The organism is Corynebacterium glucuronolyticum DSM 44120 (assembly GCF_030440595.1).
GTDB classification, from domain to species: Bacteria; Actinomycetota; Actinomycetes; order Mycobacteriales; family Mycobacteriaceae; genus Corynebacterium; species Corynebacterium glucuronolyticum.
Window position 1 is genome coordinate 245,127 of sequence record NZ_CP047452.1, and the last position, 20,252, is coordinate 265,378.

General features: G+C 60.5%; 20 protein-coding genes, 4 tRNA genes and 1 riboswitch. Of the genes, 14 read left to right on the plus strand and 10 right to left on the minus strand.

Annotation, left to right across the window (positions count from 1 at the left end):
- Window positions 1-2: 2 nt before the first annotated feature.
- Genes dprE2 through CGLUCO_RS01105 form a run of 3 tightly spaced genes read right to left on the minus strand, consistent with a single transcriptional unit; the run spans window position 3 to window position 2,469 of the window.
- Complete coding sequence (gene dprE2, locus CGLUCO_RS01095; RefSeq protein WP_005391025.1) at window positions 3-755, minus strand: decaprenylphospho-beta-D-erythro-pentofuranosid-2-ulose 2-reductase; 753 nt, start codon at window positions 753-755, stop codon at window positions 3-5.
- A 13-nt stretch (window positions 756-768) separates the two neighbouring features.
- Window positions 769-2,202 (minus strand): decaprenylphosphoryl-beta-D-ribose oxidase, encoded by a 1,434-nt coding sequence (dprE1, locus tag CGLUCO_RS01100; RefSeq protein ID WP_005391023.1) that lies wholly within the window; start codon window positions 2,200-2,202, stop codon window positions 769-771.
- Between the two features lie 21 nt (window positions 2,203-2,223).
- Window positions 2,224-2,469 (minus strand): hypothetical protein, encoded by a 246-nt coding sequence (locus CGLUCO_RS01105; protein WP_005391021.1) that lies wholly within the window; start codon window positions 2,467-2,469, stop codon window positions 2,224-2,226.
- A 26-nt stretch (window positions 2,470-2,495) separates the two neighbouring features.
- On the opposite strand from CGLUCO_RS01105, the gene CGLUCO_RS01110 reads away from it, so the two are divergent.
- From CGLUCO_RS01110 to CGLUCO_RS01120, 3 genes are read left to right on the plus strand one after another with little or no spacing between them, the layout of a single operon-like run.
- Window positions 2,496-2,834: a hypothetical protein gene (locus CGLUCO_RS01110; protein ID WP_005391020.1), complete on the plus strand. Its 339-nt coding sequence runs from the start codon at window positions 2,496-2,498 to the stop codon at window positions 2,832-2,834.
- Window positions 2,831-3,193 (plus strand): hypothetical protein, encoded by a 363-nt coding sequence (locus CGLUCO_RS01115; RefSeq protein ID WP_005391018.1) that lies wholly within the window; start codon window positions 2,831-2,833, stop codon window positions 3,191-3,193. Before CGLUCO_RS01110 ends, CGLUCO_RS01115 begins: the two co-directional genes overlap by 4 nt.
- Before the next feature lie 20 nt (window positions 3,194-3,213).
- Complete coding sequence (locus CGLUCO_RS01120) at window positions 3,214-3,627, plus strand: GtrA family protein (protein ID WP_005391016.1); 414 nt, start codon at window positions 3,214-3,216, stop codon at window positions 3,625-3,627.
- 3 nt (window positions 3,628-3,630) lie between these two features.
- Here CGLUCO_RS01120 and glfT1 read toward each other — a convergent pair whose 3' ends face one another.
- From glfT1 to wzm, 3 genes are all read right to left on the minus strand, one after another.
- On the minus strand, window positions 3,631-4,521 hold the full coding sequence (gene glfT1 / locus CGLUCO_RS01125; RefSeq protein WP_143336836.1) for a galactofuranosyltransferase GlfT1: 891 nt from the start codon (window positions 4,519-4,521) through the stop codon (window positions 3,631-3,633).
- A gap of 294 nt (window positions 4,522-4,815) precedes the next feature.
- Window positions 4,816-5,601 (minus strand): galactan export ABC transporter ATP-binding subunit Wzt/RfbE, encoded by a 786-nt coding sequence (wzt, locus tag CGLUCO_RS01130; protein WP_005391011.1) that lies wholly within the window; start codon window positions 5,599-5,601, stop codon window positions 4,816-4,818.
- Window positions 5,602-5,610: 9 nt separating this feature from the next.
- A complete protein-coding gene (gene wzm, locus CGLUCO_RS01135) occupies window positions 5,611-6,495 on the minus strand; it encodes a galactan export ABC transporter permease subunit Wzm/RfbD (protein ID WP_005391009.1) in 885 nt (294 codons plus the stop codon).
- A 67-nt stretch (window positions 6,496-6,562) separates the two neighbouring features.
- Here wzm and CGLUCO_RS01140 point away from each other — a divergent pair, with 67 nt between their 5' ends.
- Both CGLUCO_RS01140 and CGLUCO_RS01145 read left to right on the plus strand, forming a co-directional pair.
- Window positions 6,563-7,744 carry an aminotransferase class V-fold PLP-dependent enzyme gene (locus tag CGLUCO_RS01140; RefSeq protein ID WP_005392763.1) on the plus strand — a complete coding sequence of 394 codons (1,182 nt, stop codon included), beginning with the start codon at window positions 6,563-6,565 and terminating at the stop codon, window positions 7,742-7,744.
- 565 nt (window positions 7,745-8,309) lie between these two features.
- Window positions 8,310-8,633: a hypothetical protein gene (locus tag CGLUCO_RS01145; protein WP_084036001.1), complete on the plus strand. Its 324-nt coding sequence runs from the start codon at window positions 8,310-8,312 to the stop codon at window positions 8,631-8,633.
- A 189-nt stretch (window positions 8,634-8,822) separates the two neighbouring features.
- Here CGLUCO_RS01145 and CGLUCO_RS01150 read toward each other — a convergent pair whose 3' ends face one another.
- The gene (locus CGLUCO_RS01150; protein WP_084036002.1) at window positions 8,823-10,070 is read right to left on the minus strand and encodes an ATP-binding protein; all 1,248 of its coding nucleotides are present in this window, start codon (window positions 10,068-10,070) and stop codon (window positions 8,823-8,825) included.
- Window positions 10,071-10,228: 158 nt separating this feature from the next.
- A riboswitch (TPP riboswitch) is annotated at window positions 10,229-10,330 on the plus strand.
- On the opposite strand from CGLUCO_RS01150, the gene thiM reads away from it, so the two are divergent.
- The 3 genes from thiM to CGLUCO_RS01165 all read left to right on the plus strand — a co-directional run bounded on the left by thiM (window position 10,319) and on the right by CGLUCO_RS01165 (window position 13,301).
- Window positions 10,319-11,131 carry a hydroxyethylthiazole kinase gene (thiM, locus tag CGLUCO_RS01155; RefSeq protein WP_084036003.1) on the plus strand — a complete coding sequence of 271 codons (813 nt, stop codon included), beginning with the start codon at window positions 10,319-10,321 and terminating at the stop codon, window positions 11,129-11,131. It overlaps the preceding riboswitch by 12 nt.
- Window positions 11,131-11,784: a thiamine phosphate synthase gene (thiE, locus tag CGLUCO_RS01160; RefSeq protein ID WP_084036004.1), complete on the plus strand. Its 654-nt coding sequence runs from the start codon at window positions 11,131-11,133 to the stop codon at window positions 11,782-11,784. The genes thiM and thiE overlap by 1 nt, the downstream gene beginning before the upstream one ends.
- The gene (locus CGLUCO_RS01165; RefSeq protein ID WP_084036005.1) at window positions 11,784-13,301 is read left to right on the plus strand and encodes a bifunctional hydroxymethylpyrimidine kinase/phosphomethylpyrimidine kinase; all 1,518 of its coding nucleotides are present in this window, start codon (window positions 11,784-11,786) and stop codon (window positions 13,299-13,301) included. The genes thiE and CGLUCO_RS01165 overlap by 1 nt, the downstream gene beginning before the upstream one ends.
- Before the next feature lie 185 nt (window positions 13,302-13,486).
- On the opposite strand, the gene CGLUCO_RS01170 is transcribed toward CGLUCO_RS01165, so the two are convergent.
- Together CGLUCO_RS01170 and CGLUCO_RS01175 are read right to left on the minus strand one after the other, a co-directional pair.
- The gene (locus CGLUCO_RS01170; protein WP_232621908.1) at window positions 13,487-15,268 is read right to left on the minus strand and encodes an ATP-binding cassette domain-containing protein; all 1,782 of its coding nucleotides are present in this window, start codon (window positions 15,266-15,268) and stop codon (window positions 13,487-13,489) included.
- 387 nt (window positions 15,269-15,655) lie between these two features.
- Window positions 15,656-16,564: an NAD(P)H-quinone oxidoreductase gene (locus tag CGLUCO_RS01175; protein WP_084036007.1), complete on the minus strand. Its 909-nt coding sequence runs from the start codon at window positions 16,562-16,564 to the stop codon at window positions 15,656-15,658.
- A 29-nt stretch (window positions 16,565-16,593) separates the two neighbouring features.
- Between CGLUCO_RS01175 and CGLUCO_RS01180 the strand changes: the two genes are divergently transcribed.
- A tRNA-Ser gene (locus CGLUCO_RS01180) sits at window positions 16,594-16,678 on the plus strand.
- A 247-nt stretch (window positions 16,679-16,925) separates the two neighbouring features.
- Here the strand turns inward: CGLUCO_RS01180 and CGLUCO_RS01185 are convergent.
- The gene (locus CGLUCO_RS01185; RefSeq protein ID WP_084036008.1) at window positions 16,926-17,894 is read right to left on the minus strand and encodes a histidinol-phosphate transaminase; all 969 of its coding nucleotides are present in this window, start codon (window positions 17,892-17,894) and stop codon (window positions 16,926-16,928) included.
- Between the two features lie 66 nt (window positions 17,895-17,960).
- Between CGLUCO_RS01185 and CGLUCO_RS01190 the strand changes: the two genes are divergently transcribed.
- From CGLUCO_RS01190 to CGLUCO_RS01210, 5 genes are all read left to right on the plus strand, one after another.
- A tRNA-Ser gene (locus tag CGLUCO_RS01190) sits at window positions 17,961-18,049 on the plus strand.
- Window positions 18,050-18,081: 32 nt separating this feature from the next.
- A tRNA-Arg gene (locus tag CGLUCO_RS01195) sits at window positions 18,082-18,154 on the plus strand.
- Window positions 18,155-18,321: 167 nt separating this feature from the next.
- Window positions 18,322-18,660 (plus strand): hypothetical protein, encoded by a 339-nt coding sequence (locus tag CGLUCO_RS01200; protein WP_005392743.1) that lies wholly within the window; start codon window positions 18,322-18,324, stop codon window positions 18,658-18,660.
- Between the two features lie 178 nt (window positions 18,661-18,838).
- On the plus strand, window positions 18,839-20,041 hold the full coding sequence (locus CGLUCO_RS01205; protein ID WP_005392741.1) for an amidohydrolase: 1,203 nt from the start codon (window positions 18,839-18,841) through the stop codon (window positions 20,039-20,041).
- A 75-nt stretch (window positions 20,042-20,116) separates the two neighbouring features.
- Window positions 20,117-20,189, plus strand: a tRNA-Arg gene (locus CGLUCO_RS01210).
- Window positions 20,190-20,252 lie beyond the last annotated feature (63 nt).

Genomic DNA, 20,252 nt, shown 5'->3' on the forward strand with positions numbered 1-20,252 from the left:
CGTTAGAAGGGGAGCTTCCGGAAGATGGGCTTCGGGATGTGGTTCAGCACGAGGGAGACGTACTTGAACGCTGGGTGTACCCACACGGTATCGTCACGCTTGACGACGGCCTCGTGGACCGCTTTTGCTACATCCTCACGGTTGACGGTGAGGGGCGCTTCCTTGACACCGGCGGACATCCGCGTGCGAACCTGGCCGGGGCGGACGAGGAGGACGTGGACGCCATCCTCGCGCAGTGCCTCACCGAGCTGTTCGTAGAAGCCGTCGAGACCCGCCTTGGCAGAGCCGTAGACGAAGTTGGAGCGGCGCACCTTCATGCCTGCGACGGAGCTCATCGCCACGATGGTGCCGTGGCCCTGGGCCTTGAACTTCTGGCCCAACAGGACGCCGACGGAGACGGCGGCGGTGTAGTTGGTCTGCACGGCCTCGACGGCCTTGGCCTGGTTCTGCCACTGTTCTTCGTTGTCGCCGAGGATCCCGAAGGCAACGATTGCCACATCGAAATCATGGCCCTCAAATGCCTCGTCAATAACAGCCGGGTGGGAGGCGAAGTCGAGCGCATCGAAGTCGATGACCCGGACGCTGCGCGCACCGGCGGATTCGATCTCTGCCTTAGCCTGCTCGGCGTGGCTGGAGCCGGGGCGGATGGCGAGGGTGACGTGGGCGGGCAGGAATTCCTTGACAATTGCCAGCCCGATCTCGCTGGTGCCTCCTAAGAGGAGGATGTTTTGTGCTTCTCCTACTGCGTTGAGCATGGGTGATTTCTCCTTACTTCAGTTCGAGGCGGCGGGACATGTCGGAGGCGAAGACGCCGTGCGGGTCGAGCTCGTTGCGGAGCTTCAGCCAGCCTTCCAGGCCCGGGTACATCTTGTGGAAGTTCTCGGCGCTGGTGCGGGATTCCTTGGCCAGGTAGAGGCGGCCGCCGAACTCCATGACGCGCTCGTCGAGGTTGTCGAGGAAGGTGCCGAGGCCCTTGCGGATGGGGAAGTCGACGCACACGTTCCAGCCCTTCATCGGGTAGGACAGCGGTGCCTTGTTGCCTTCGCCGAACAGCTTGAACACGTTGAGTGCCGAGTAGTGGCCGGAGGCCTGGATGTCCTTGATGATCTCCTTGAACGGCTCGACGGCCTCGGTGGGCACGACGAACTGGTACTGGAGGAAACCGGCCTTGCCGTAGCCACGGTTCCACTCACCGATGAGGTCCAGCGGCTGGTAGAACTGCGTCAGGTTCTTGATGTCGTTTGTGGAGTCCTTGCCCATGGCGTAGTACAGCTCGCCGATGGTGTTGAGGGTGAGCTTGTTCATCGTCCACGAGGGGAAGATGTCCGGCACCGTCATCAGCTGCGGGGCGTTGAACTTCAGCGGGTCCTTGGCCAGCTTGGGGGCGAATTCCTCCAGCTGGGCGAGGGTGGCCAGGCTGCCACGGGAAATGGTGGCGCGGCCGAGTTTCGGCTCGGGGTTGATGCAGTCGAACCAGGCGGAGGAGTACGTGTAGTTCGCCTCGGCGCCGTTGGAGTGCTCGGCGATAGTCTCGTCGAGGTTGTTGGTGCGGACCGTGTCGGACAGGAAGTAGGCGGTTTCCGTGCGCGTCATCTGGATGCGGGCGCGGAGGATGATGCCGGTGAGCCCCATGCCGCCGACGGTGGCCCAGAAGATGTCAGAGTCCGGCTCGAGGTGACGGATCTCACCGTCTGCTGTGAGCAATTCCATGCTTACGACGTGGTTGCCGAAGGAACCAGCCGAGTGGTGGTTCTTGCCGTGAATATCGGGTCCGATGGCACCGCCGATGGTCACCTGGCGGGTGCCCGGGAGAACCGGAACCCACAGGCCATAGGGCAGTGCGGCCTTCATTAGCTGGTCAAGGGTGACACCCGCATCCACGTCGACGATGCCGGTGGCGGTGTCGATGGAGTGGATGGTGTTCAGTCCCGTCATGTCGACGACGATGCCACCGGCGTTTTGTGCGGGGTCGCCGTAGGAGCGGCCCATGCCGCGGGCGATGATGCCACGGTGGTCGCCGGCGGCGGAGTGGTCGGCGGCGTCCTTCACGGCGGCGACGATCTCGTCAACGCCGTGTGCGTACAGGACGTTTGCCGTGGTAGGGGCGGTGCGGCCCCAGCCGGTGAGGGTACGTGCTTCTGTGGTGTAGGCTCCTTTTCCGCCCGAAGCTGCGGAAGAAGTTGCGCCAGTCTCAGTAGTCATTTCGTTAATAGATTACTCGCTTCACAAATCCATGAGGTCCCGAATTTGCTGAGGCAGCATATCCTGGCTCGTGATCGTGGGACCCTCGTATTCTTTCAGAATCTTTTCTATTATGGCCCGCTCCTCCGCCGGGTGGAACGGAAGTTCCTGGGCGAACAGCAGCGTCATGTGATCATCGAGCGGCACGTTGGTGCGGGAGGCTGCGATGTGTTCCTTCGTTGTGGGTTCGTCAGAACCCCGCTTCAACAATCTACTCAACCACGTCATAGTGACCCTAAGCCTATACTGAACCCATGAAAACAGACGAAAAGGTCGCACTTGGCGCCACCGTGTTCGCTGTCTACGCGCTTCCCGATTACGTGGAAAACCTCCCGGCCCGGCTGGCCGTCGACGCGGCGCTCGCCACGGCGTGCGCCGTCTACATTGCCCACGATGAGCCGCACCCGGTGCCAAAAGACGAGCCAGTGCGGGATCTTCCCAGCTACGCACTGCCGGCAGCGGTGGCGGCGCTGGCGGCCACCGCTTGGTTGGATCATGTCACCCGGCACTGGTTGGCGGACAAGCTGCCGGTGAAATGCCCGCATACGGTCATCGGGGCCGCAGCGGGGCTTATCGTGGGGCTTGTCGCATGACGATCTGCATCGTCGACAAGTCGGCGGATCACGAAGTGGTCTGGCAGCTAGACGGGGCGCAGCTCGTCTCGGCGTGGGTGGATGCTCCAAGCCATGTGAAAACGGGCTCCTTCCTCATGGATACGCGGGATTGGCGCGCCGATGAGCTGGCAAAAAACGTCGGCACGAAGGCGAAGGATCCGCAGGAGTTTGCTGCGGTCTACACCGGCGATCCGGTGGGGAAAAACTGCTGGTGCCACGCCAAGGTGGTGCAGGATATCGCGGCTTTCTGGGAGGAGAAGGAGGCCCGCCGGATCCGCACGAAGAAGGGCCGCGAGGAACACGGCGATAAACCGAGACCTCTCCCACTGTATAAATAAATGTCGCTATACTGCCCTGCGTGGATTCTCTAGGCAAGCAGGGCTACCGGTTTATCGTCTCCGGGTGCATTTCTGCAGTATTCGATATCGGCCTGACCTACCTGTTCCAATTCGGTTTCGGGTGGGCGCCGTTCTACGCGCGCACCATCGGTTTCATTGTCGGCACGCTGGTGGCGTACATGATCAACCGCCGCTGGACGTTCGGGATGGGCGCGTCCACCAAGCGGTTCATGCAGGTGTGGCTGCTGTATGGGATGAGCTACTTCCTCAACACCCTGATCTACGATTACGGGTTCCACTTCCTGGATAACTTCGTCAACCAGTACGTGGCGGCCACGGCGGCGTTCGTCGTCGCGCAGGGGGTCGCCACGGTCATCAACTTCTTTGTGCAGCGCTGGTTCATTTTTAACAAGAACCGCAACGGCAATTCCTAAGCCCTAGGGTCGTTCGAACTTTTCCTGGCGCCCGAGCCGGTGGAGCCGCAACCATTCGCGGAAACCGGCCGGGTCTTTTTCTTGCACGAGGAAGAACCAGGCGAAGCGGGCGTATTCCTGCGGCAACAGCTTGCGCATCCCCGGCTGATTCATGAGGTAACCCCTGTTGCGGTAGGTGAAGAAGCGCTTGAAGTCGCTGTCGGGGTATTGCGTGTGCATCCGCCCGCCGAGGATCGGTTTGAACTCGTCGCTGCCGTCGGGGTGCAGGTAGGCGGTGTCGAGGCAGGTGCCAAATTTCATCCCACTGCGCACGAGTCGCCGGTGGTATTCCACCTCGTCGCCGCGGATGAACAGGCGGTAGTCGGGCACGCCGATGGCTTCCATCGCGTGCGCGGTGATGAGGGCACCGTTGAAGAGGCTGGCGATGCCGGGCAGGAAACCTCGCCCCAGTTCGGAGCGCTTGCGCCGCCAGGTGAGCCCGCGTCGCAGGGGGAACGCGAGCTTCTCGGGCTCGTTGAGGTTCAGCACGACGGGGGAGACCTCGTCCAGCCCCCGCTCGTCCATGCATGTCACGAGCGTTTCCAAAACGGAAGAGTCCTCCGGCCGCCCATCGTCGTCGGCGCACCACACGGCATCGGCACCCATCGCCAGCGCCGTCAGGAACCCGTACGCGAACCCGCCGCCCCCGCCGAGGTTCGTCTTACTCGGGCAGTACACGGCCCGCGCCCCAGCTACTTCTTTTACGAGCTTTTCGACGTCCTCCTGGTCGCCGTTGTCCACAACGATCACCCACCGCACGGGGTAACTCTGGTTGCAGACCACCTCGAGCGAGTTGCGGAGCAGTTCGACGCGGTTGTGCGTGACGATGACGGCAGCGATATCCATGGACACCATCTTATTCAGCGCCGCCTGCACCCAGGGGTGAGGCGACAGTTTCCGTGTCGCGCCTGGTGGCTGCTTTTCTTCGACGGTCCTGCGGATCGCGGGGTAAAGCGAAGGGTCATTGCGGTTGGGAAAACCGGCCTGGCAGTAGTCGGTGACCCCGAGGGCCCACATGCGGCGGGAGAAGCGAGCAAACAGTTCGTCGCCCTCCTGCCGCGAGGACGAAGCGTCGAAAAGCACAAGAACGGTGTCGCCGGGAGAAGCGGCGACCTCCTCGTCGAGGTGGGCGAGAACATGAAACATGGGTTACTCGTCCATGTTCTTCAGGAGACGACGCACGTGGTCGGCGGCCTCCTTGCCCTCGTAGGATTCGACGATGTCCGGGACCGTCCCAGCTTTCCGGATCTGGCCGTGATCCACCCACAGTGCGGTGGTGCACAGCTGTGCCAAGAAGTCGTTGGAGTGCGAGGCAAAGACGAGGATGCCGGAGCGTTTAACCAGCTCCGAGAGGCGGGCGCGGGCCTTGGCCATAAACGCCGCGTCGACGGCACCGATGCCCTCGTCGAGAAGCAAAATCTCCGGCTCGATGGAGGTGACCACACCGAGGGCGAGTCGGATGCGCATACCGGAGGAGTAGGTGCGCAGCGGCATGTTGAGGTAGTCGCCCAGCTCGGTGAACTCGGCGATCTCATCCATCTTCTTCTTCATTTGACGGCGCGACTGCCCGAGGAAGAGGCCACGGATGATGATGTTCTCGTAGCCGGAGATCTCCGGATCCATGCCCACGCCGAGGTCGAACACGGGGGCCACCCGGCCGCGCACGTCCGCCGCGCCACGGGTGGGCTCATAGATGCCGCTGAGCAGGCGCAACAGGGTGGACTTGCCGGCGCCGTTGTGGCCGACGAGTCCCACGCGGTCGCCCTCCCGCAGGTGTAGGTTGATGTCTTTCAGCGCCTCGACGACGATGACATTGTCGGCGGTCTTGCCGATGACACCACCGGCGGCGCCGAGGAACGCCTTCTTCATGGAGCGGGACTTGGCGTCAAAAATGGGGAAGTCGACGCACGCGTTATACGTATCGATAGAAACCATGGAAACTCCTTACACCCAGTAGCTGACGCGGAAGCGCCATTTTTTCATCGCCATGAGGGCCAGGCCAACACCGATGACGGTGCAAGCCAGGACCACCCACCAGTTGTACGCGTGGATCGGGGCACCGATGAGCGGTGCGCGGACGACCTCCATGTAGTGGTACAGCGGGTTCAGAAGCGCCAGCTTCGCGCGCCCTGCGACCTCCGGGCCCTGCTCGGTGAGGGTATCAGTCATCCACACGATGGGGGTGACATAGAACAGCAGCTGCGTCAGCGCCTCCAGCAGTGGGGAGAAATCGCGGTAGCGCGTGGCGACGATGCCGAAGAACATGGCCACCCACGCGCCGTTGACAATGAGCAGCGCCAGCGCCGGGAAGATGAGGAGGATGTCCCACCCCAGCGGCCGTGGGAAGATAAGCATGAGGATCGCCCAGATGACGAGGTTGTGCCCCAGGAACAGGAGCTGCTTCCACACCAGCCGGTACACGTGGACACTCAGTGCGCTCGGCAGCTGCTTGATGAGGCCCTCGTTATCGATGAAGATATCCGAGCCCTCCTTGATGCAGCCGGAGATGAAGTTCCACATGATGAGGCCCACCGTCACGTGCGGCAGGAACGTCTCCAGGGGAATCTTGAACAGCAGTGAGTACAACAGTCCCAGCGCCAGGGCCATGACGCCGGTGGCGATGGTGATCCACAGGGGGCCGAGGACACTGCGGCGGTACCGCTGCTTGATGTCCTGCCAGCCCAGCTGCAGCCACAGCTCGTACTGTTTCAGTCCGCGGACGAGGTCCGCCCACGCGGCGCTCAACGTCCGCGACTTGCTCGGCGGAATGTCTCGCACCTCGGTGGCGGTAATCCGCGCGAGGTCCTTACCAGAGTTGTCAGTGTGCACGCAGTCTAGCTTAAACGGTGTGAAGTAGGATGATGGAGAGCAGGTTCAAAGAAAGGGGATACGCAGCATGTACGATGCCGCACGGGTGAGAGGTCTCTACACCTCTCTCGGCGAAGGCTGGATCTACCTCAATGCGGGGGAATGCCCCCAGATCCCGGAGAAGGTCGCCTCCGGCGTCGCCACGTCATTCCGCACGGCACCCCTGGTCGTTGCCCCCGAGCCGGGTTCCCGGCACTCCTCCAACACCCATTTCGGGTCCACCCACATGGCCTCGGCCACCCGCGCCGTCGCCGACCTCTTCTCCGTCCGCAGCGACCACGTCGTCCTCGGCCCCTCCAGCTTCGTCCTCGCCCGCGCGCTGGCCCACTCCATGTCCGGCCGGCTGGCCCGCTCGGGTGTCGTCGGGGCCCGCGATCACGCCCTCAACTCGGCCTTTTCTCGCTACAACCTGACCATTGCGGAGCCCGACCTCGGCACGGGGGAGATCCCCTCCTGGCAGTACCGCAGTCTTATCGACGGTTCCACGCGCCTCGTCATCGTCCCCGGCGCCCAACCCTACGTCGGCACCGCCACCCCGGTGGAGGAAATTGCCGACATCACCCACTCCTCCTCCCGCGCGTGGGTGCTTCTCGACGCTACGGCGCTCGCCCCTTACCGCCTCATCGACATCGACTCCTACGGTGTGGACATCGTCCTCGTCGACCTCGCTGCCCTCGGTGGCCCCCAACTGTCGGCGCTCGTATTCCGCGACACCTCGATGTTTCCCCGCTTCGATCACCCCCTCGTGGTCGGCCAGCTTTCCAGTGGCCTCCTCGGCGGTGTCGCCCCGCTTATCGACCACTACGCTGGCCTCGTCGAAGATGTTGAGGGCCAGCGCTCCCGTCGCCTCCGCGAATCCATGGCCAGCCTCGACGTCTACCTCTCGGGCTTGCTCCGCCACGCCATCGAGTCGCTGCGGGGCTTGAGCGGTGTCCACCTCGTGGGCATCACCGGCGAGGCTGCCGGCTACGGCATGGCCGCCATCGACCGCATCCCGCGGCTTACCTTCGTGGTCCGTGGCATCGACGCCGCGACGGTGCAGCAGCGCCTCTTCTCGAACTCCCTGGTCACCTCCCTGGCCCCCCAGGACCCCCTGTTGGCAAACATGGGTGTTTTTGAGGCTGGTGGTGCGCTCTCCATCGGCCTCGCCCCGTTCAACACCTACGCCGACATCGACCACCTCACCCGCGTGCTCGCATCGCTGGGGTAGGGGGCCGGTGACAGGGAACGGCTGCGAAACTACGTTGCCGATGCCGGTTTTTGGGGTCGTTCGCATCTCCGATCTGAGGACCGCACAGCCCCGCAAAAGTGCTCTTGGGTCCTGGGGGAAATGTCATTGCCTGACGTAGGTTGCGTGTGGGTGATGAGGATCACCCTTGGGGCAGATCAAAGAAATCCCCATTGCTATCTCAACTGTTTTCGTCCGCGCTGATCGATCGTTCGACAGCTAGTGCGCACCATCGCACTATAGTGAGCCAACTCAGGAAGCCTAAGGCAAGCCCGCCGGTCGAGGTCTATGTAAGGATCCGGGAAAAATCGGGCCTTCTACAGAAGTCCCCCTGCCTTTTTCCCAGTTCGCAAAACCTTAAGAGGATAGCGTGCCCGGAAAATCCGGTCCTATTGCAATAAGGCGAGGATCGGGCGAGCGAGACCCGACTACACCCTCCACCCACCACGTACGCACTAAAATGACCTTAGCCGGGACTCTTTCTCTTGGCTTGATCTCCGATGCTGGCAGAAAATCCCTCTCCACCAAGAAAAGGGTCAGAAGAGTTATGAACGAACAGCCACTAGAGCTTCCCTATACCTCCGAAATAGAGTATGAGATCCTGTACGCGCTCAGAAACCAGACGATCTTCGGTAGCTCGCGAATGAAGGTAAAGACGCTCGCGAAGAGGATTAACGCCGATCCTGACGATGTGATCGGGGCCTCCGAAAACCTGCAGAAGCGCGGTATCGTCACCATGAGCTATGACAGTAAGCGTCATCGTTGGAACGTGGAGTTTACGCAAAGTGGCCTTCAACAGTTCGTTAGAGCGGAAGCAATCAAGTTCTCAACTCAAGCCCGGAAAATTCAGTCACGCCATTCGGAAACGTAACCTGTTCCCCACGCTTTCAATAGCTCGACCCGAATCAGGCTTTCAGTACGCCCAGTTGGTACGGGTAGAACGTGAATTTTTCCGGAGCTTTCACGTGGACGCCTGAAAACCCCTGGGTTGTAACGCCGCGAAAACCTGGACGGAGAGGGCCTCGAAAATGGGGAACCTTCGGTAAAATTTTCCAGGTTTCTAAACGCCGAACAAAGCAAGCGGGATACACGCGATGCTATCTTCTCGGCGATAAGCCCGATCCCCGGTTGTGATGATGATCATGTCGATGACCTCGTCGGGAAGGCTATCCCGTAGCCATAGGAGATGTTTCCCGTCTTCGGGTGAGGGAGTGTGCGTGAGTTTTACCTCGACGGGGATGATGCCCCCATCTGCGCTTTCAATAACAGCATCGATTTCATGGTCCCCATTGCGTGTGCGGAAATGGCCGACGGTGGCGAAGTTCGCCTCGGCGGCAACGCGGATGCTCAGCACCGCAAGAGCCTCAAACAGGCAGCCAAAGATATGGGCGTTCCGAGGAGCTTGAAGGGACCTTTCGGTCAATCCAAGAAGGTGCAGCGCAAGGCCAGGATCGGCAAGGAAATGTGTCGCCTGTTGGGAAACACGTGGGAATGGGGCGGAGGCAAAATTCCAGGCAGGTAAAGGGTCGAGAATCCAAATCTCGTTGAGTTTGTCCCGGTATGTCGCAGATGACTTTTTTGATGGCTTGTTGGACTCGCCAGGTGTCGCAGAATCTAGGATTTCTGAATAGCTTGCCTGTGTTGCTGTTGCTGCGGCATAGGCGCGCATCCAGGTGAGGAGTGCTGCCTTATTGCGCGTCGTATAACCCTGGTCGGGTAAATCGCGGTCAAGGATCCGGTCGATGTACGAAGCGATGTGCTGCTTTTGTACGAGCGGGGGAAGATTCTGCAGCCCGGGCAGTCCTGTCGTCGCAATGCTATGCGCGTAGTCGGCGGAAGTTTGATCGGTCTGCCCGGTGATGGTGGCGGAACCGGCAAGAATTTCTTTGAGGGAGATGAGATCTTCCCGCGAGTCACGCTCAAAGACGGCCATCGGGCGCATGCGCAAAGACAAAACTCGTCCAGCGCCACTGTGTGTCGTGGTGCCTGCAATGGGGATAGCTGAGCCAGTAAGCAGGAATCGCCCCGGATCGCACCCGTCGTCCACCGCTCGCCGCACGATGTCCCACACCTCCGGTGCCCGTTGCAACTCGTCGATGAGGATTGAGCCATCAGGAAAGTGGTCGAAAGCGGGATTGGCACGAAGAATGATGCGATCCTGCTCACGGTCTAAGTGCAGCGCTGTTGTCGCACGCTTTTCCGCCGTACTCGTCTTTCCGAAGCCCTTGGGTCCATCGATAGCAATCGCGCCGACATAGGGGAGTAGCTCGTTAAGCTGCAGGTCGAGAGCGCGGGGCAGGAATGTCATGGTTCCTAGGGCACCAAACGCATCAATCCTAGGTACCCAAACGCACGAATCCTAGGGCACCAAATGCATTTTTCCTGCACTGCCGGTCATCCCCGAGCTGGGCGGAGGGGAGGTTACCCCCGGGCACAGCGGTTGGGTGGGGCTGCTAATGTGGGCATAACCAGGCAACGGGGTGCGTCCCGCCACAAGGGGCGCTGAGAAAACACCCGTCGAACCTGATCTAGGTCGTTCTAGCGAAGGGAATTGCAATGGCTCAGTTAGCCTACCCAGAAATCATGCACGCGGTACGGGATCAAGAACCGCTCATCCAATGTCTTACTAACGGTGTTGTCATGGACATCACCGCCAACGTCATCCTCGCCATTGGGGCATCACCTGCCATGTGCGATACGCCAACGGAAGCAGGGGACTTCGCACAGATCGCCTCCGGCGTCCTCATCAACGCGGGAACCCCGACGAACGAGCAGTACGCGGGCATGCGGGCAGCCGTCGCCGGGGCAAACGAGGCGGGAACCCCCTGGGTGCTCGACCCGGTGGCCTGCGGCGGGCTGAAGGAGCGCACCCGTTTCCAGAGATCTCTCATCGCAGACAAGCCACACGCCATCCGCGGCAACGCCTCGGAAATCATTGCGCTTGCCAATCTTGATGAGAACGCCGCCGGAGGCCGCGGCGTTGATTCGGCCGATGCCGCGGATGCGGCGATCCCCGCAGCCCGCGTATTGGCTGCGCGCACCAGTGGGGTGGTGGGGATTTCCGGCGCCACCGATATCGTCGTCTCGGAGGGCCGCATCACGCGCATCACCGGCGGGGATCCGCTCATGCAGAAGGTGATCGGCACCGGGTGCTCCCTCGGCGCGGTGGTGGCGGCCTACCTCTCGGTAGGTGCGGACCCGCACGATGCAGTGGTCGCAGCCCACGCCCACCACTCGGCAGCAGGAGCCAAAGCGGCCAAGACCGCGAGCGCGCCGGGCAGCTTCAAGGTGGCGTGGCTCGACGCGCTCTACACCCTCACCGCAGATGAGCTGGAACAATACACAACCTTTGAGGAGGAATCCCTGTAATGGCTACCAACTGGAGTCTTTACCTCGTCACCGACCCGCAACAGGGAGGGGGACCGGAAAACGTAGCACCGATCGTCGACAAGGCAATAAAGGGAGGGGTGAGCGTTGTGCAGCTGCGCGACAAGGACGCAACCGAGGCGGAGTTCCTCGCGCGAGCCATCAAGCTGAAGGAGCTCATGGAGCCCACGGGTGTGCCGCTGTTTGTGGATGATCGCCTTGATGTTGCCTGTGAGCTGGGCCTTAACCTGCACATCGGGCAGAATGACGTGGACTACCTCGAGGCCCGCAAAAAACTGCCGGGGAACCTCATGCTTGGCCTCTCGGTGGGCAACCACCGGGAGCTGGACGAGGTGGAGAGGATGGATCCGGCGCTTCGCCCCGACGTCATCGGCGTGGGGCCTGTCGCGGACACCACCACCAAGAAGGATGCGCCGGCGGGGATCGGTGTGCAGGCGTTTGCTGAGATCGCCACGCGCGCCAAAGGCCTCGGCGTACCGGCCGTGGCCATCGGCGGGGTGAATCTCACCAACGCGAGTGAGCTCGGTGGAACGGACGGCGCGGGGATCTGCGTGGTCTCCGCCATCATGAAAGCAGCGGACCCGGAGGAAGCAGCCCGCGAGCTGCGAGCGGCCTTTGAGAATGGGAGGAAGTAGTGCTGCCCCGAGTCCTTACCATCGCCGGCACCGATCCGACCGGTGGCGCGGGCCTGCAGGCCGATATCAAGTCCATTAACGAGGCCGGCGGTTTCCCGCTGTCGGTGACGACGGCGCTGGTGGCGCAGAACACGTGCGGTGTCCGCGAGGTTCACACCCCGCCGGTCGAGTTCCTCCGCGCGCAGCTCGATGCCGTTTTCGACGACGTCCAGGTCGATGCCGTCAAGATCGGCATGCTCGGCTCGGCGGAGATCACCCACGCCATCACCGAGTACCTCGACGCGCACCCGGTCAGGCACCTCGTCGTCGATCCGGTCATGGTTGCTACCAGCGGTGATCGCCTCCTTGACACGGCTGCCGAAAGCGCTCTGCGGGAGCTGTGCACCCGCGCCACCATCATCACCCCCAACGTTGATGAGCTCGCTGTTCTCGCCGCCACGCAGCCTGCGACGACGCACGCGGAAGCCATCGCCCAGGGGCAGGCTCTCGCGCACGATCTTGGCACTGCGGTGCTGGTCAAGGGCGGTCACCTCACGGGTGGGCGCGCCGACAACGTCGTCGTCCACCCCTCCGGCGACACGTTCGCCATCCCCAACGCCCGCATCGATACGAAGAACACGCACGGCACGGGCTGTTCGCTCTCCTCGAGCCTCGCCACCCGCCTCGCCACAGGTCAGAGCATCGACGATGCCGCGCAGTGGGCAACCCTGTGGCTCACCGCCGCCATCCGCGCCGCCGACGACCTGAACGTCGGCCACGGCCACGGCCCGGTCGACCACGCAGCCTGGAACCGCATGTATCGCCAGGCCGCGGACACGACACCGTGGGAGGCTCCCATAGGTCCCGCGGTCGATCCGCTCGTCGCACCCGCCGGCCCCCACACGCACGCCCTCTGGGATCTGGTGTCTCCGCTGGTCACCGCCACCTTAAGCGATGGTTTCCTCACCATGCTTGCCGACGGCTCCCTCCCGCACCGAGCGTTCGCAACCTACCTCCTCCAGGATGCCTACTACCTCGGTGAATACGGCAAGGCTCTCGCCGGTGTGGCAGCGCTTGCCCCCACCCCTGACGACATGATCGCCTGGGCGCGCGATGCGCAAGGTACGATGGCGGAAAAGACGAAACTCCATGACGCCATCCTCGGCGGAGCCGAGGATGCCACCCAGTGCGACCCCTCATATGTCACTCTCGGCTACACGAGCCTGCTCACCGCAGCGACGACGAAGGGCTACGCCGTGGCCGCCACCGCCGTCCTCCCGTGCTACTGGCTCTACGCCGACATCGCCCTCCGCCTCGGCGAGCAGGACACCCCCGACCACCCCTTCCACCCGTGGCTGTCCGCCTACGCCGACGGCGAGTTTGTCGACTGCACCCGCGCCGCCATCGAGCGCGTGGAGCGCGCCCTCGAGGATGCAGGCCCCGCCGATCGTGAGGAGGCGACAAAGTTCTTCCTCTACGCCTCCTACTGGGAGCGCGAGTTCTTCGGGCAGGGGCTACGCACCCCGTGGTGGGATTAGTTGAAGCAAAAAAAACTCAGAAGAAAGGGAAGAACGCATCCCACCAGCTGAAGTTCCAGGAGCGTGGTTCGGGTCCGAATAATCGGCTTCTGAATATGCGCTACCTGGAACTATGTGGGATGAGGGGAAGTGACGAAATTGCCTGGGAGGCTGATACGCAGAAAACTTCGCCAAACGTGTGAAGCCTAGATGGCCTCGTCAATATTTGTGTCTTGAAGTTGGGAAGCGAACAAACGTCGAAAACCTGAATCCCTAGACACAAGTTCGGTGAAGGTTCCTGACTCCTCTACGCGGCCGCCCTCCATGTAGTAGATCCGATCCAAATTCTGCAGCGTAGACGCGCGGTGAGTAACGACAATGACTACTTTCCTACTGCTCAAAGCCCTCAAGCAAGAAAAGATCTCAGCCTCCCCACGTGCATCGATCGAACTTGTTGGCTCATCAAGGATCCAAATTCCAGCATCCCGGATATACAACCGTGCCAGAGCTAGGCGTTGCCATTGTCCGCCTGAAAGCCCTGTGCCTTTCCATTGCTCCCCCAGTTGCATATCCAGACTCGTGACAAACGTTTGCGCGCCTACCATTCGCAGTGCCTCCCATAGCTTCTCATCCGAAGGCCAGCAGGACGGGTCAAGTCCCAAGCAGAGGTTTTCGCGAACGGTCAGCTCGAAACGCGAGTAATCCTGCGCCAACATCCCGAAATAGCGATGGCGTTCCGCGAAGTCTTGCTTACTAAGCTCACGGTGGTCTCCCGAATCCGTGGATACGAGAATTGATCCGTCGGACACGTCATATAGCCCAACGAGAGCGGAAAGCAGTGATGTTTTTCCGGCACCGTTTGCCCCGACCAACGCAACGACCTCGCCGCAGTGCGCATGAAGACAAGCATGGGACACAATTGTTCGGTCCCCAATCGTCACATCAATGTCCTTCGCGTTCAAAGCAGCAACCTGATGAACGACGGGCAGCGGTGGTGTCATCTCAGGCAAGGCAAGAAATTCTTCAAGCATGAGCAATGGTTTCGTTTCCTGCATGAGCATTCCGACGGACCAACCGACATTGTGAATAGCAAACAACCCACTCGAAATACCAACGAGAGCTGCGGTGGCTTCGACAGGACTGGCATTGCCGTGCAATAGGAACGCAAGTAGGCAGAAGGCAAAAATTACCACCGTAACAAGGCCATTGATATTTTCCGCCTTGATGTACATCGCGTGAACGCTTCGATCTAGTGCTGCAGCCTTATTGCGATAGCGTCCGGCTTGACTGCGAAACCATTCCCTGCCGTCCAACAGTGCCAGCTCTGTTCCCGGTGACTGGTACATCATCTGCTCGAAGAAGTAGTTGGCATGGCGGTGGTAGTCGTTATTCCGTTCCCATTGTTCGGCCAGCTTCTTTGAACAGTAAAAATTAGTGAGGAGGCTCGGTATGAGCGAAAGCAAAAGAAGCACGGCACCTAAAGTGCTGAACCTGAAAAGGGAGAGGAAAAGAAAAATACATACAAATACGGCGAATATAACGCTTGTCACTGCAGTGGCTTGTACTGAAAGATTCCCGTTGGAGACCACCTCTAAGGCTTGCCGTGTCCTTTTGTTTACCTCCGGCTGCCGAAGCTGTTTAGGGTCAATCCGTGAAACTTTTTGGTCTACTGCGAGTCGGCCTTGCCACGCAATTGTGAGACGAAGAATATCCCCCAACCGTCCACACACATCTTGTAAAGAAACGAAGCCTGCGAGTAGTAAAGCGACCAGAAGAATCAGAAAAACAGTCTTGTTTGCAGGTTCTTCCTGCAGCGATGTGCCCAGAAGGGAGATGAGCCACGCCTGCACAGCAGGAAACGCTGCGAGGATAATTTGGATGACGAGGAGCAGGATGAGCGTTTTAGACGCCGTGCGGCGCGCAAACCGCAAAGCAAATCTACACGCTCTATACGTCCCCTTTCCGTAAAAGGACGGGTTATTACTCATGCCCACATCCATTTCTTAACCTGTCATTTTCAAAATTCAATGTGGAAGTTACCGGATGGAAAACAACTTGAGCATCCGGTTTTGCGTGCCGCGTGCTTTTCACACTCATTTTATCTGCAGTTGATGCACTCCACTATGAAACTCTGTGTGCGATAGAGCACACGTATATATGAGTGGGGAAGGTGTCGACGCAGTCAGCCTGGTGTATTTGATGCGAGTGAATTGCAAAGCAGAATATCTTGTGCCGCGTGGAAAATAGTGGATTCGGGGTAGCGGTCGGGGCTGCACTGCCGGCGGGCGTGTAGATGGGCTGTAAAACGTGCGATGAAAAAGGGCTCGGCGCGGGAGCGCGCCGAGCCCTGGCTCTTCACCCAGAATGCGGGTTTGTTAGACCTCGAGCGCGATCTTGCCGGTAATTTCGCCATCCTTGATCAGGCGGTGGGCCTCGGCAGCTTCCTCCAGGGGGAGCACCGTGGAGACCTGGGTGGTGAACTCGCCGGCCTCAATCATCGGCCAGACGTGCTCCACCGTGGAGGCGACGATCCGCGCCTTGTCCTCGGTGTCGCGGGCGCGCAGCGCCGTGGCGGAAATGGAGCCGCGCTTGGACAGCAGCCTGCCGATATTCAGCTCCCCCTTGACACCACCCTGCATGCCGATGGTCACCTGGTGCCCGTCGTAAGCCAGCGCCCGGACGTTCTGATCCAGGTACTTGGCGCCGATGATGTCGAGGATGACATCGCAGGAGTTCTTCAGCTCCTCGGCGAAGTCCTGCTCCTTGTAGTTGATGAGGATATCCGCGCCGAGCTCCTTGCAATGGTCGAGCTTGTGCTGCGAACCGGCGGTCACAGCGACCTCCGCACCAAAGTGCTTGGCCAGCTGGATGGCGCAGGTACCGATGCCACCGGCACCGCCGTGGATGAGGATGCGCTGGCCCTTCTGCAGGCCAGCAAGCATGAACACGTTGGACCAGACGGTGCAGGTCACCTCAGCGATGGTGGCGGCCTCGGGCATGGTCAGCCCCTTCGGCACGGGCATGAGTTGGCCTTCGGGAACGGCCACGTACTCGGCGTAGCCACCACCGGCCAAAAGTGCAATGGCGGGCTTGTCATCAACGTATCCTGCAGCTTCTAGTCCGAGGATGCTGGTGATACCCTTCGGCGGTGGGTAGTGGCCCTGGTTCTGCAGGATATCGCCACGGTTAACACCGGCCGCGGCCACCTTCATGAGCTTCTCGCCCTCGCCTAGTTCGGGGGTTGGTGCATCAATTACTTCTAGCTCCTGGGAAATTGCTTTCATGCACACCAGGCTATAGTATTTTTCCCATTGGAGACATGGCAGAGCGGCCGAATGCACTCGCCTTGAAAGCGAGCGTCCCTAACCGGACCGGGGGTTCAAATCCCTCTGTCTCCGCAGGTAAGAAAACCCCTGGTGCGTGTGACCAGGGGTTTTTACTTTTTGTCGCAGATTTGGGGGGGCGGATTCTGCCGACCTGCGTAAAAGCACGGGGCTTTTCGGAATCTGCTGCGAAAAGTAAAAAGGGTGGGGTGGCCGGAAAGGCAGTTCGGTTATCGCAGCAGATATCGAGCCTGGATTCGGGCGACCTGCGGAAATGCGAGGGAAGCCGGTGTTCGGGATCTGCTGCAAAAACTTAAGGCGCCTACCCCAGCAGCGCGTCCGTTTCTTCCTCCGTGGTGACGGTGATGCGCGTGCCTTCGGGGAAGTGGCGGACGATGACGCCCTCCTTCTCAAACTTCTGGCCGGGCAGCCAAATGAAGTTTGCCTGGCTAGGGACGGCGCCGAGGGCTTCCTGGGCGCGGACGCGCTGCTTTTTCACCTCGGCGACTCGTGCGGCGAGCTCATCGCCAGCCGCCAGGCTGGCGAGCGCAGCAGCCTGGGCGGGAGCGGAGACGGCGAAGGGAATGGCGACCTTGATGAGGGCGTCGATAAGCTCGGAAGAACCGAGGGCATAGCCGATGCGGAGGGCGGCGAGACCGTAGGCCTTCGAGAACGTGCGCAAAACGACGAGGTTCGGGTGGTCGGCGAGCTTGCCCACACCGGACTCCACGTCGGCGAACTCGATGTAGGCCTCGTCGAGGGCGACGACTACGTCCGTGGGCACGCGCTTCATGAACGCGTCGAACTCTGCGCCGGTGAAGGCGGTGCCGGAGGGGTTGTTCGGGTTGCAGAGGAAAAGAAGCTTCGTGTTTTCCGTCACGGCCTCGGCGATGCCGTCGAGGTCAACGGCCTCTTTCTTGTCCAGCGGGATCGGCACCTTCGTCGCGCCGCACACGTCGACGAAGATGGGGTACGCCTCAAACGAGCGCCAGGGGTAGATGACCTCATCCTCGCGGTTGAGGCACGTAATCTGCACGAGCTGCTGGCACAGGGCGGAGGAGCCACAGCCGACGGCGACCTGCTCAAAGCTGAGGTCGAAGGTGGAAGCAAGCGTCTCGCGGAGCTCTACGGCGAACATATCGGGGTAGCGGTTCACCTCGACCTTGTCCAGGGCCTGTTTCACGCTGGGGAGGGCGTCGTGCGCCAACTCGTTGGAGGAAAGCTTGATCGCCCCCTCGATCTTCTTTCCGGGAACGTAGCTGGGGATATTGGTAAGATCTTCTCGTAGCATGTGGACAGTTTACTCTCACCTGCTATTTTGGTGGGAAGCGCGGTTACCGGTACGATAGGTGACCAAGGAGACGTGCCAGAGCGGCCGAATGGGGCTCACTGCTAATGAGTTGCCCTCTTTATCGAGGGCCGGAGGTTCAAATCCTCTCGTCTCCGCAGCTGCCCTTTAGTGGTTTTGGGGCAGCGCCGCGCCCGTGGCTCAACGGATAGAGCATCTGACTACGGATCAGAAGGTTGGGGGTTCGAATCCCTTCGGGCGCACAATTAAACCCCAGCTAGGAACACTAGCTGGGGTTTTTTCTTGTCGCCGCGCACCTACAAGAATTTCGGGTTTAAGTAGCGAAAATTCAAACAGGCTATGGGACAATTATCACTACCACTAATCGGCAGTTTGAATGGCGATGAAGAACAGCTAAAGGAGAACAGTAATGAACAGGGCAATCCAACAACCAATAACGACACTTCTACCAACGGCCAACACCCTCATGGAGGTGAACAAGGCGCTCGGCCTGCCAACGGACAAGGAAACAATCCGAGCGAGGGGACAGGAAATGCTGGAGGAGTTCGGGGAACTGCGGTGGAAGATCCTCAACAGCCGCCAACGGAGCTTTCAGGCAGCGAACGGACACCCGATGAACACGCAGCAGGTAATGGCGGCGGGGCAGCAGGCGGGGCAGCAGGCGCTGGACATAATAGTGGAGAGGTACGTGAGGGCTCCGCTGAGGGAAACGGAGCCGATGGAAACTGATATCGAGTTCGAGAACTAGATCCCGATACGCGTGACCAGTCCGTTTTTCCTGCAATGGCCTATGTGGTCCCCGGACAATCGGACTGTTCAAGCCTCAGCTTCCAACTGTGCGGTGACAATCGTGCTACCAAACGTAGTGAGTGTGACGATATTACCATTGCGTGAGTAACACATCTCGTGTTGGAGAAAGGATCGCAATGTCAGTAAAGGGCTTCGTTAGCGCGGTAGCCAAGGATCTGCAAGAAAACAGGGGCGAACGGGAGGAACTGTACAAGGAGTTCCACAAACACCCGGAGCTGTCCATGGAAGAGACGGAGACAGCCAAGCGAATCGCGGGGGAGTTAGACAAGGCGGGAATTTCCTACGAGTACGTGGGGGACACGGGAATCGTAGCGACGATTGAAAACGGCGAGGGGCCGGCTGTGGCCATGCGTGCGGATATCGACGCGCTGCCCGTGCCGGAGGAATCGGGCAAGGACTACGCCTCCGAAGAGGAAGGCAAAAGCCACGCGTGCGGGCACGATTTCCACATCATGAGCCTTTTGACGGCATTGCAGGCATTCAATGCCCACAAGGATGCCTGGTCCGGCACCTACGTCGGCGTGTTCCAGCCTGGCGAAGAGACAGCCCAGGGCGCCAAAGATATGGTGGAAAACGGCATTGCAGAAAAACTTCCTAAGCTGGACGTGTTCCTCGGCCAGCACGTGTTGAGCTCCCTCCCGGGGGCCCACGTGGGCACCAAACCGGGCGTGTTTCTCACATCGGCAGCATCCATCCGGATCACAGTGTTTGGCAAGGGGTCCCACGGCTCGATGCCACAGCTGGGTGTGGACCCGGTGGTCTTGGCCTCCAGCATCGTCATGCGCCTGCAGACGATCGTGTCCCGCGAGATCGGGCCGAGTGATACGGCCGTGGTCACCGTCGGTTCCCTGCAGGCGGGCTCGAAGTCCAACATCATCCCTGATAAGGCCACCCTCCTCATTAACACGCGCGCCTACGACAAGGACGTGGAAAAGAAGGTTCACGCCGCCATCGAGCGCATCGTCAAGGCGGAGTGCGAAGCGGCGGGCAGCCCGAAGGGGCCGGAGATCGAGTACTACGACGTCTACCCGCTCACCATCAACGACGAGGAGCTCACCGCCAAAGTGCGCGCCGCTTTCGATGAGGTCTTCGGCGACGAGTCCATCGACATCACCCCGCAGTCGGCCTCCGAGGACTTCTCCTACGTCCCCGATGCGGTAGATACCCCCTATGTGTACTGGGCTTTTGGTGGCTTTGCGGATCAGGAAAACGCGCCGGGCAACCACAACCCGGCCTTCGCCCCGGATCTGCAGCCAACGCTCGACCGGGGTGCCGAGGCGGCGATCGCCGCAGCCGGCGCGTGGCTTGCGAACCAGTAGGCAGGCTCCCGCATTTTGCAGGTGGGAGCAGGGGATTTGCCAAATTCTGAACTTTGAGTAAACTCTTTCTTCGTTGCGCCCGTGGCTCAACGGATAGAGCATCTGACTACGGATCAGAAGGTTGGGGGTTCGAATCCCTTCGGGCGCACGATAGAAAATGCCTCCTTGCTTATATATGCAAGGGGGTATTTTTTGTTTCTTAAGTATCTGC

What these genes read in the sequence shown, in the direction of transcription:
- CGLUCO_RS01200 (WP_005392743.1), top strand. Translation starts at nt 18,322, where the DNA reads ATGAACAGGGCAATCCAACAACCAATAACGACACTTCTACCAACGGCC.
- wzt (WP_005391011.1), bottom strand. Translation starts at nt 5,601, where the DNA reads ATGGTTTCTATCGATACGTATAACGCGTGCGTCGACTTCCCCATTTTT.
- CGLUCO_RS01145 (WP_084036001.1), top strand. Translation starts at nt 8,310, where the DNA reads ATGAACGAACAGCCACTAGAGCTTCCCTATACCTCCGAAATAGAGTAT.
- CGLUCO_RS01150 (WP_084036002.1), bottom strand. Translation starts at nt 10,070, where the DNA reads ATGACATTCCTGCCCCGCGCTCTCGACCTGCAGCTTAACGAGCTACTC.
- CGLUCO_RS01205 (WP_005392741.1), top strand. Translation starts at nt 18,839, where the DNA reads ATGTCAGTAAAGGGCTTCGTTAGCGCGGTAGCCAAGGATCTGCAAGAA.
- CGLUCO_RS01185 (WP_084036008.1), bottom strand. Translation starts at nt 17,894, where the DNA reads ATGCTACGAGAAGATCTTACCAATATCCCCAGCTACGTTCCCGGAAAG.
- CGLUCO_RS01105 (WP_005391021.1), bottom strand. Translation starts at nt 2,469, where the DNA reads ATGACGTGGTTGAGTAGATTGTTGAAGCGGGGTTCTGACGAACCCACA.
- CGLUCO_RS01115 (WP_005391018.1), top strand. Translation starts at nt 2,831, where the DNA reads ATGACGATCTGCATCGTCGACAAGTCGGCGGATCACGAAGTGGTCTGG.
- CGLUCO_RS01170 (WP_232621908.1), bottom strand. Translation starts at nt 15,268, where the DNA reads ATGAGTAATAACCCGTCCTTTTACGGAAAGGGGACGTATAGAGCGTGT.
- CGLUCO_RS01140 (WP_005392763.1), top strand. Translation starts at nt 6,563, where the DNA reads ATGTACGATGCCGCACGGGTGAGAGGTCTCTACACCTCTCTCGGCGAA.
- thiE (WP_084036004.1), top strand. Translation starts at nt 11,131, where the DNA reads ATGGCTACCAACTGGAGTCTTTACCTCGTCACCGACCCGCAACAGGGA.
- dprE1 (WP_005391023.1), bottom strand. Translation starts at nt 2,202, where the DNA reads ATGACTACTGAGACTGGCGCAACTTCTTCCGCAGCTTCGGGCGGAAAA.
- CGLUCO_RS01110 (WP_005391020.1), top strand. Translation starts at nt 2,496, where the DNA reads ATGAAAACAGACGAAAAGGTCGCACTTGGCGCCACCGTGTTCGCTGTC.
- dprE2 (WP_005391025.1), bottom strand. Translation starts at nt 755, where the DNA reads ATGCTCAACGCAGTAGGAGAAGCACAAAACATCCTCCTCTTAGGAGGC.
- CGLUCO_RS01175 (WP_084036007.1), bottom strand. Translation starts at nt 16,564, where the DNA reads ATGAAAGCAATTTCCCAGGAGCTAGAAGTAATTGATGCACCAACCCCC.
- glfT1 (WP_143336836.1), bottom strand. Translation starts at nt 4,521, where the DNA reads ATGGTGTCCATGGATATCGCTGCCGTCATCGTCACGCACAACCGCGTC.
- thiM (WP_084036003.1), top strand. Translation starts at nt 10,319, where the DNA reads ATGGCTCAGTTAGCCTACCCAGAAATCATGCACGCGGTACGGGATCAA.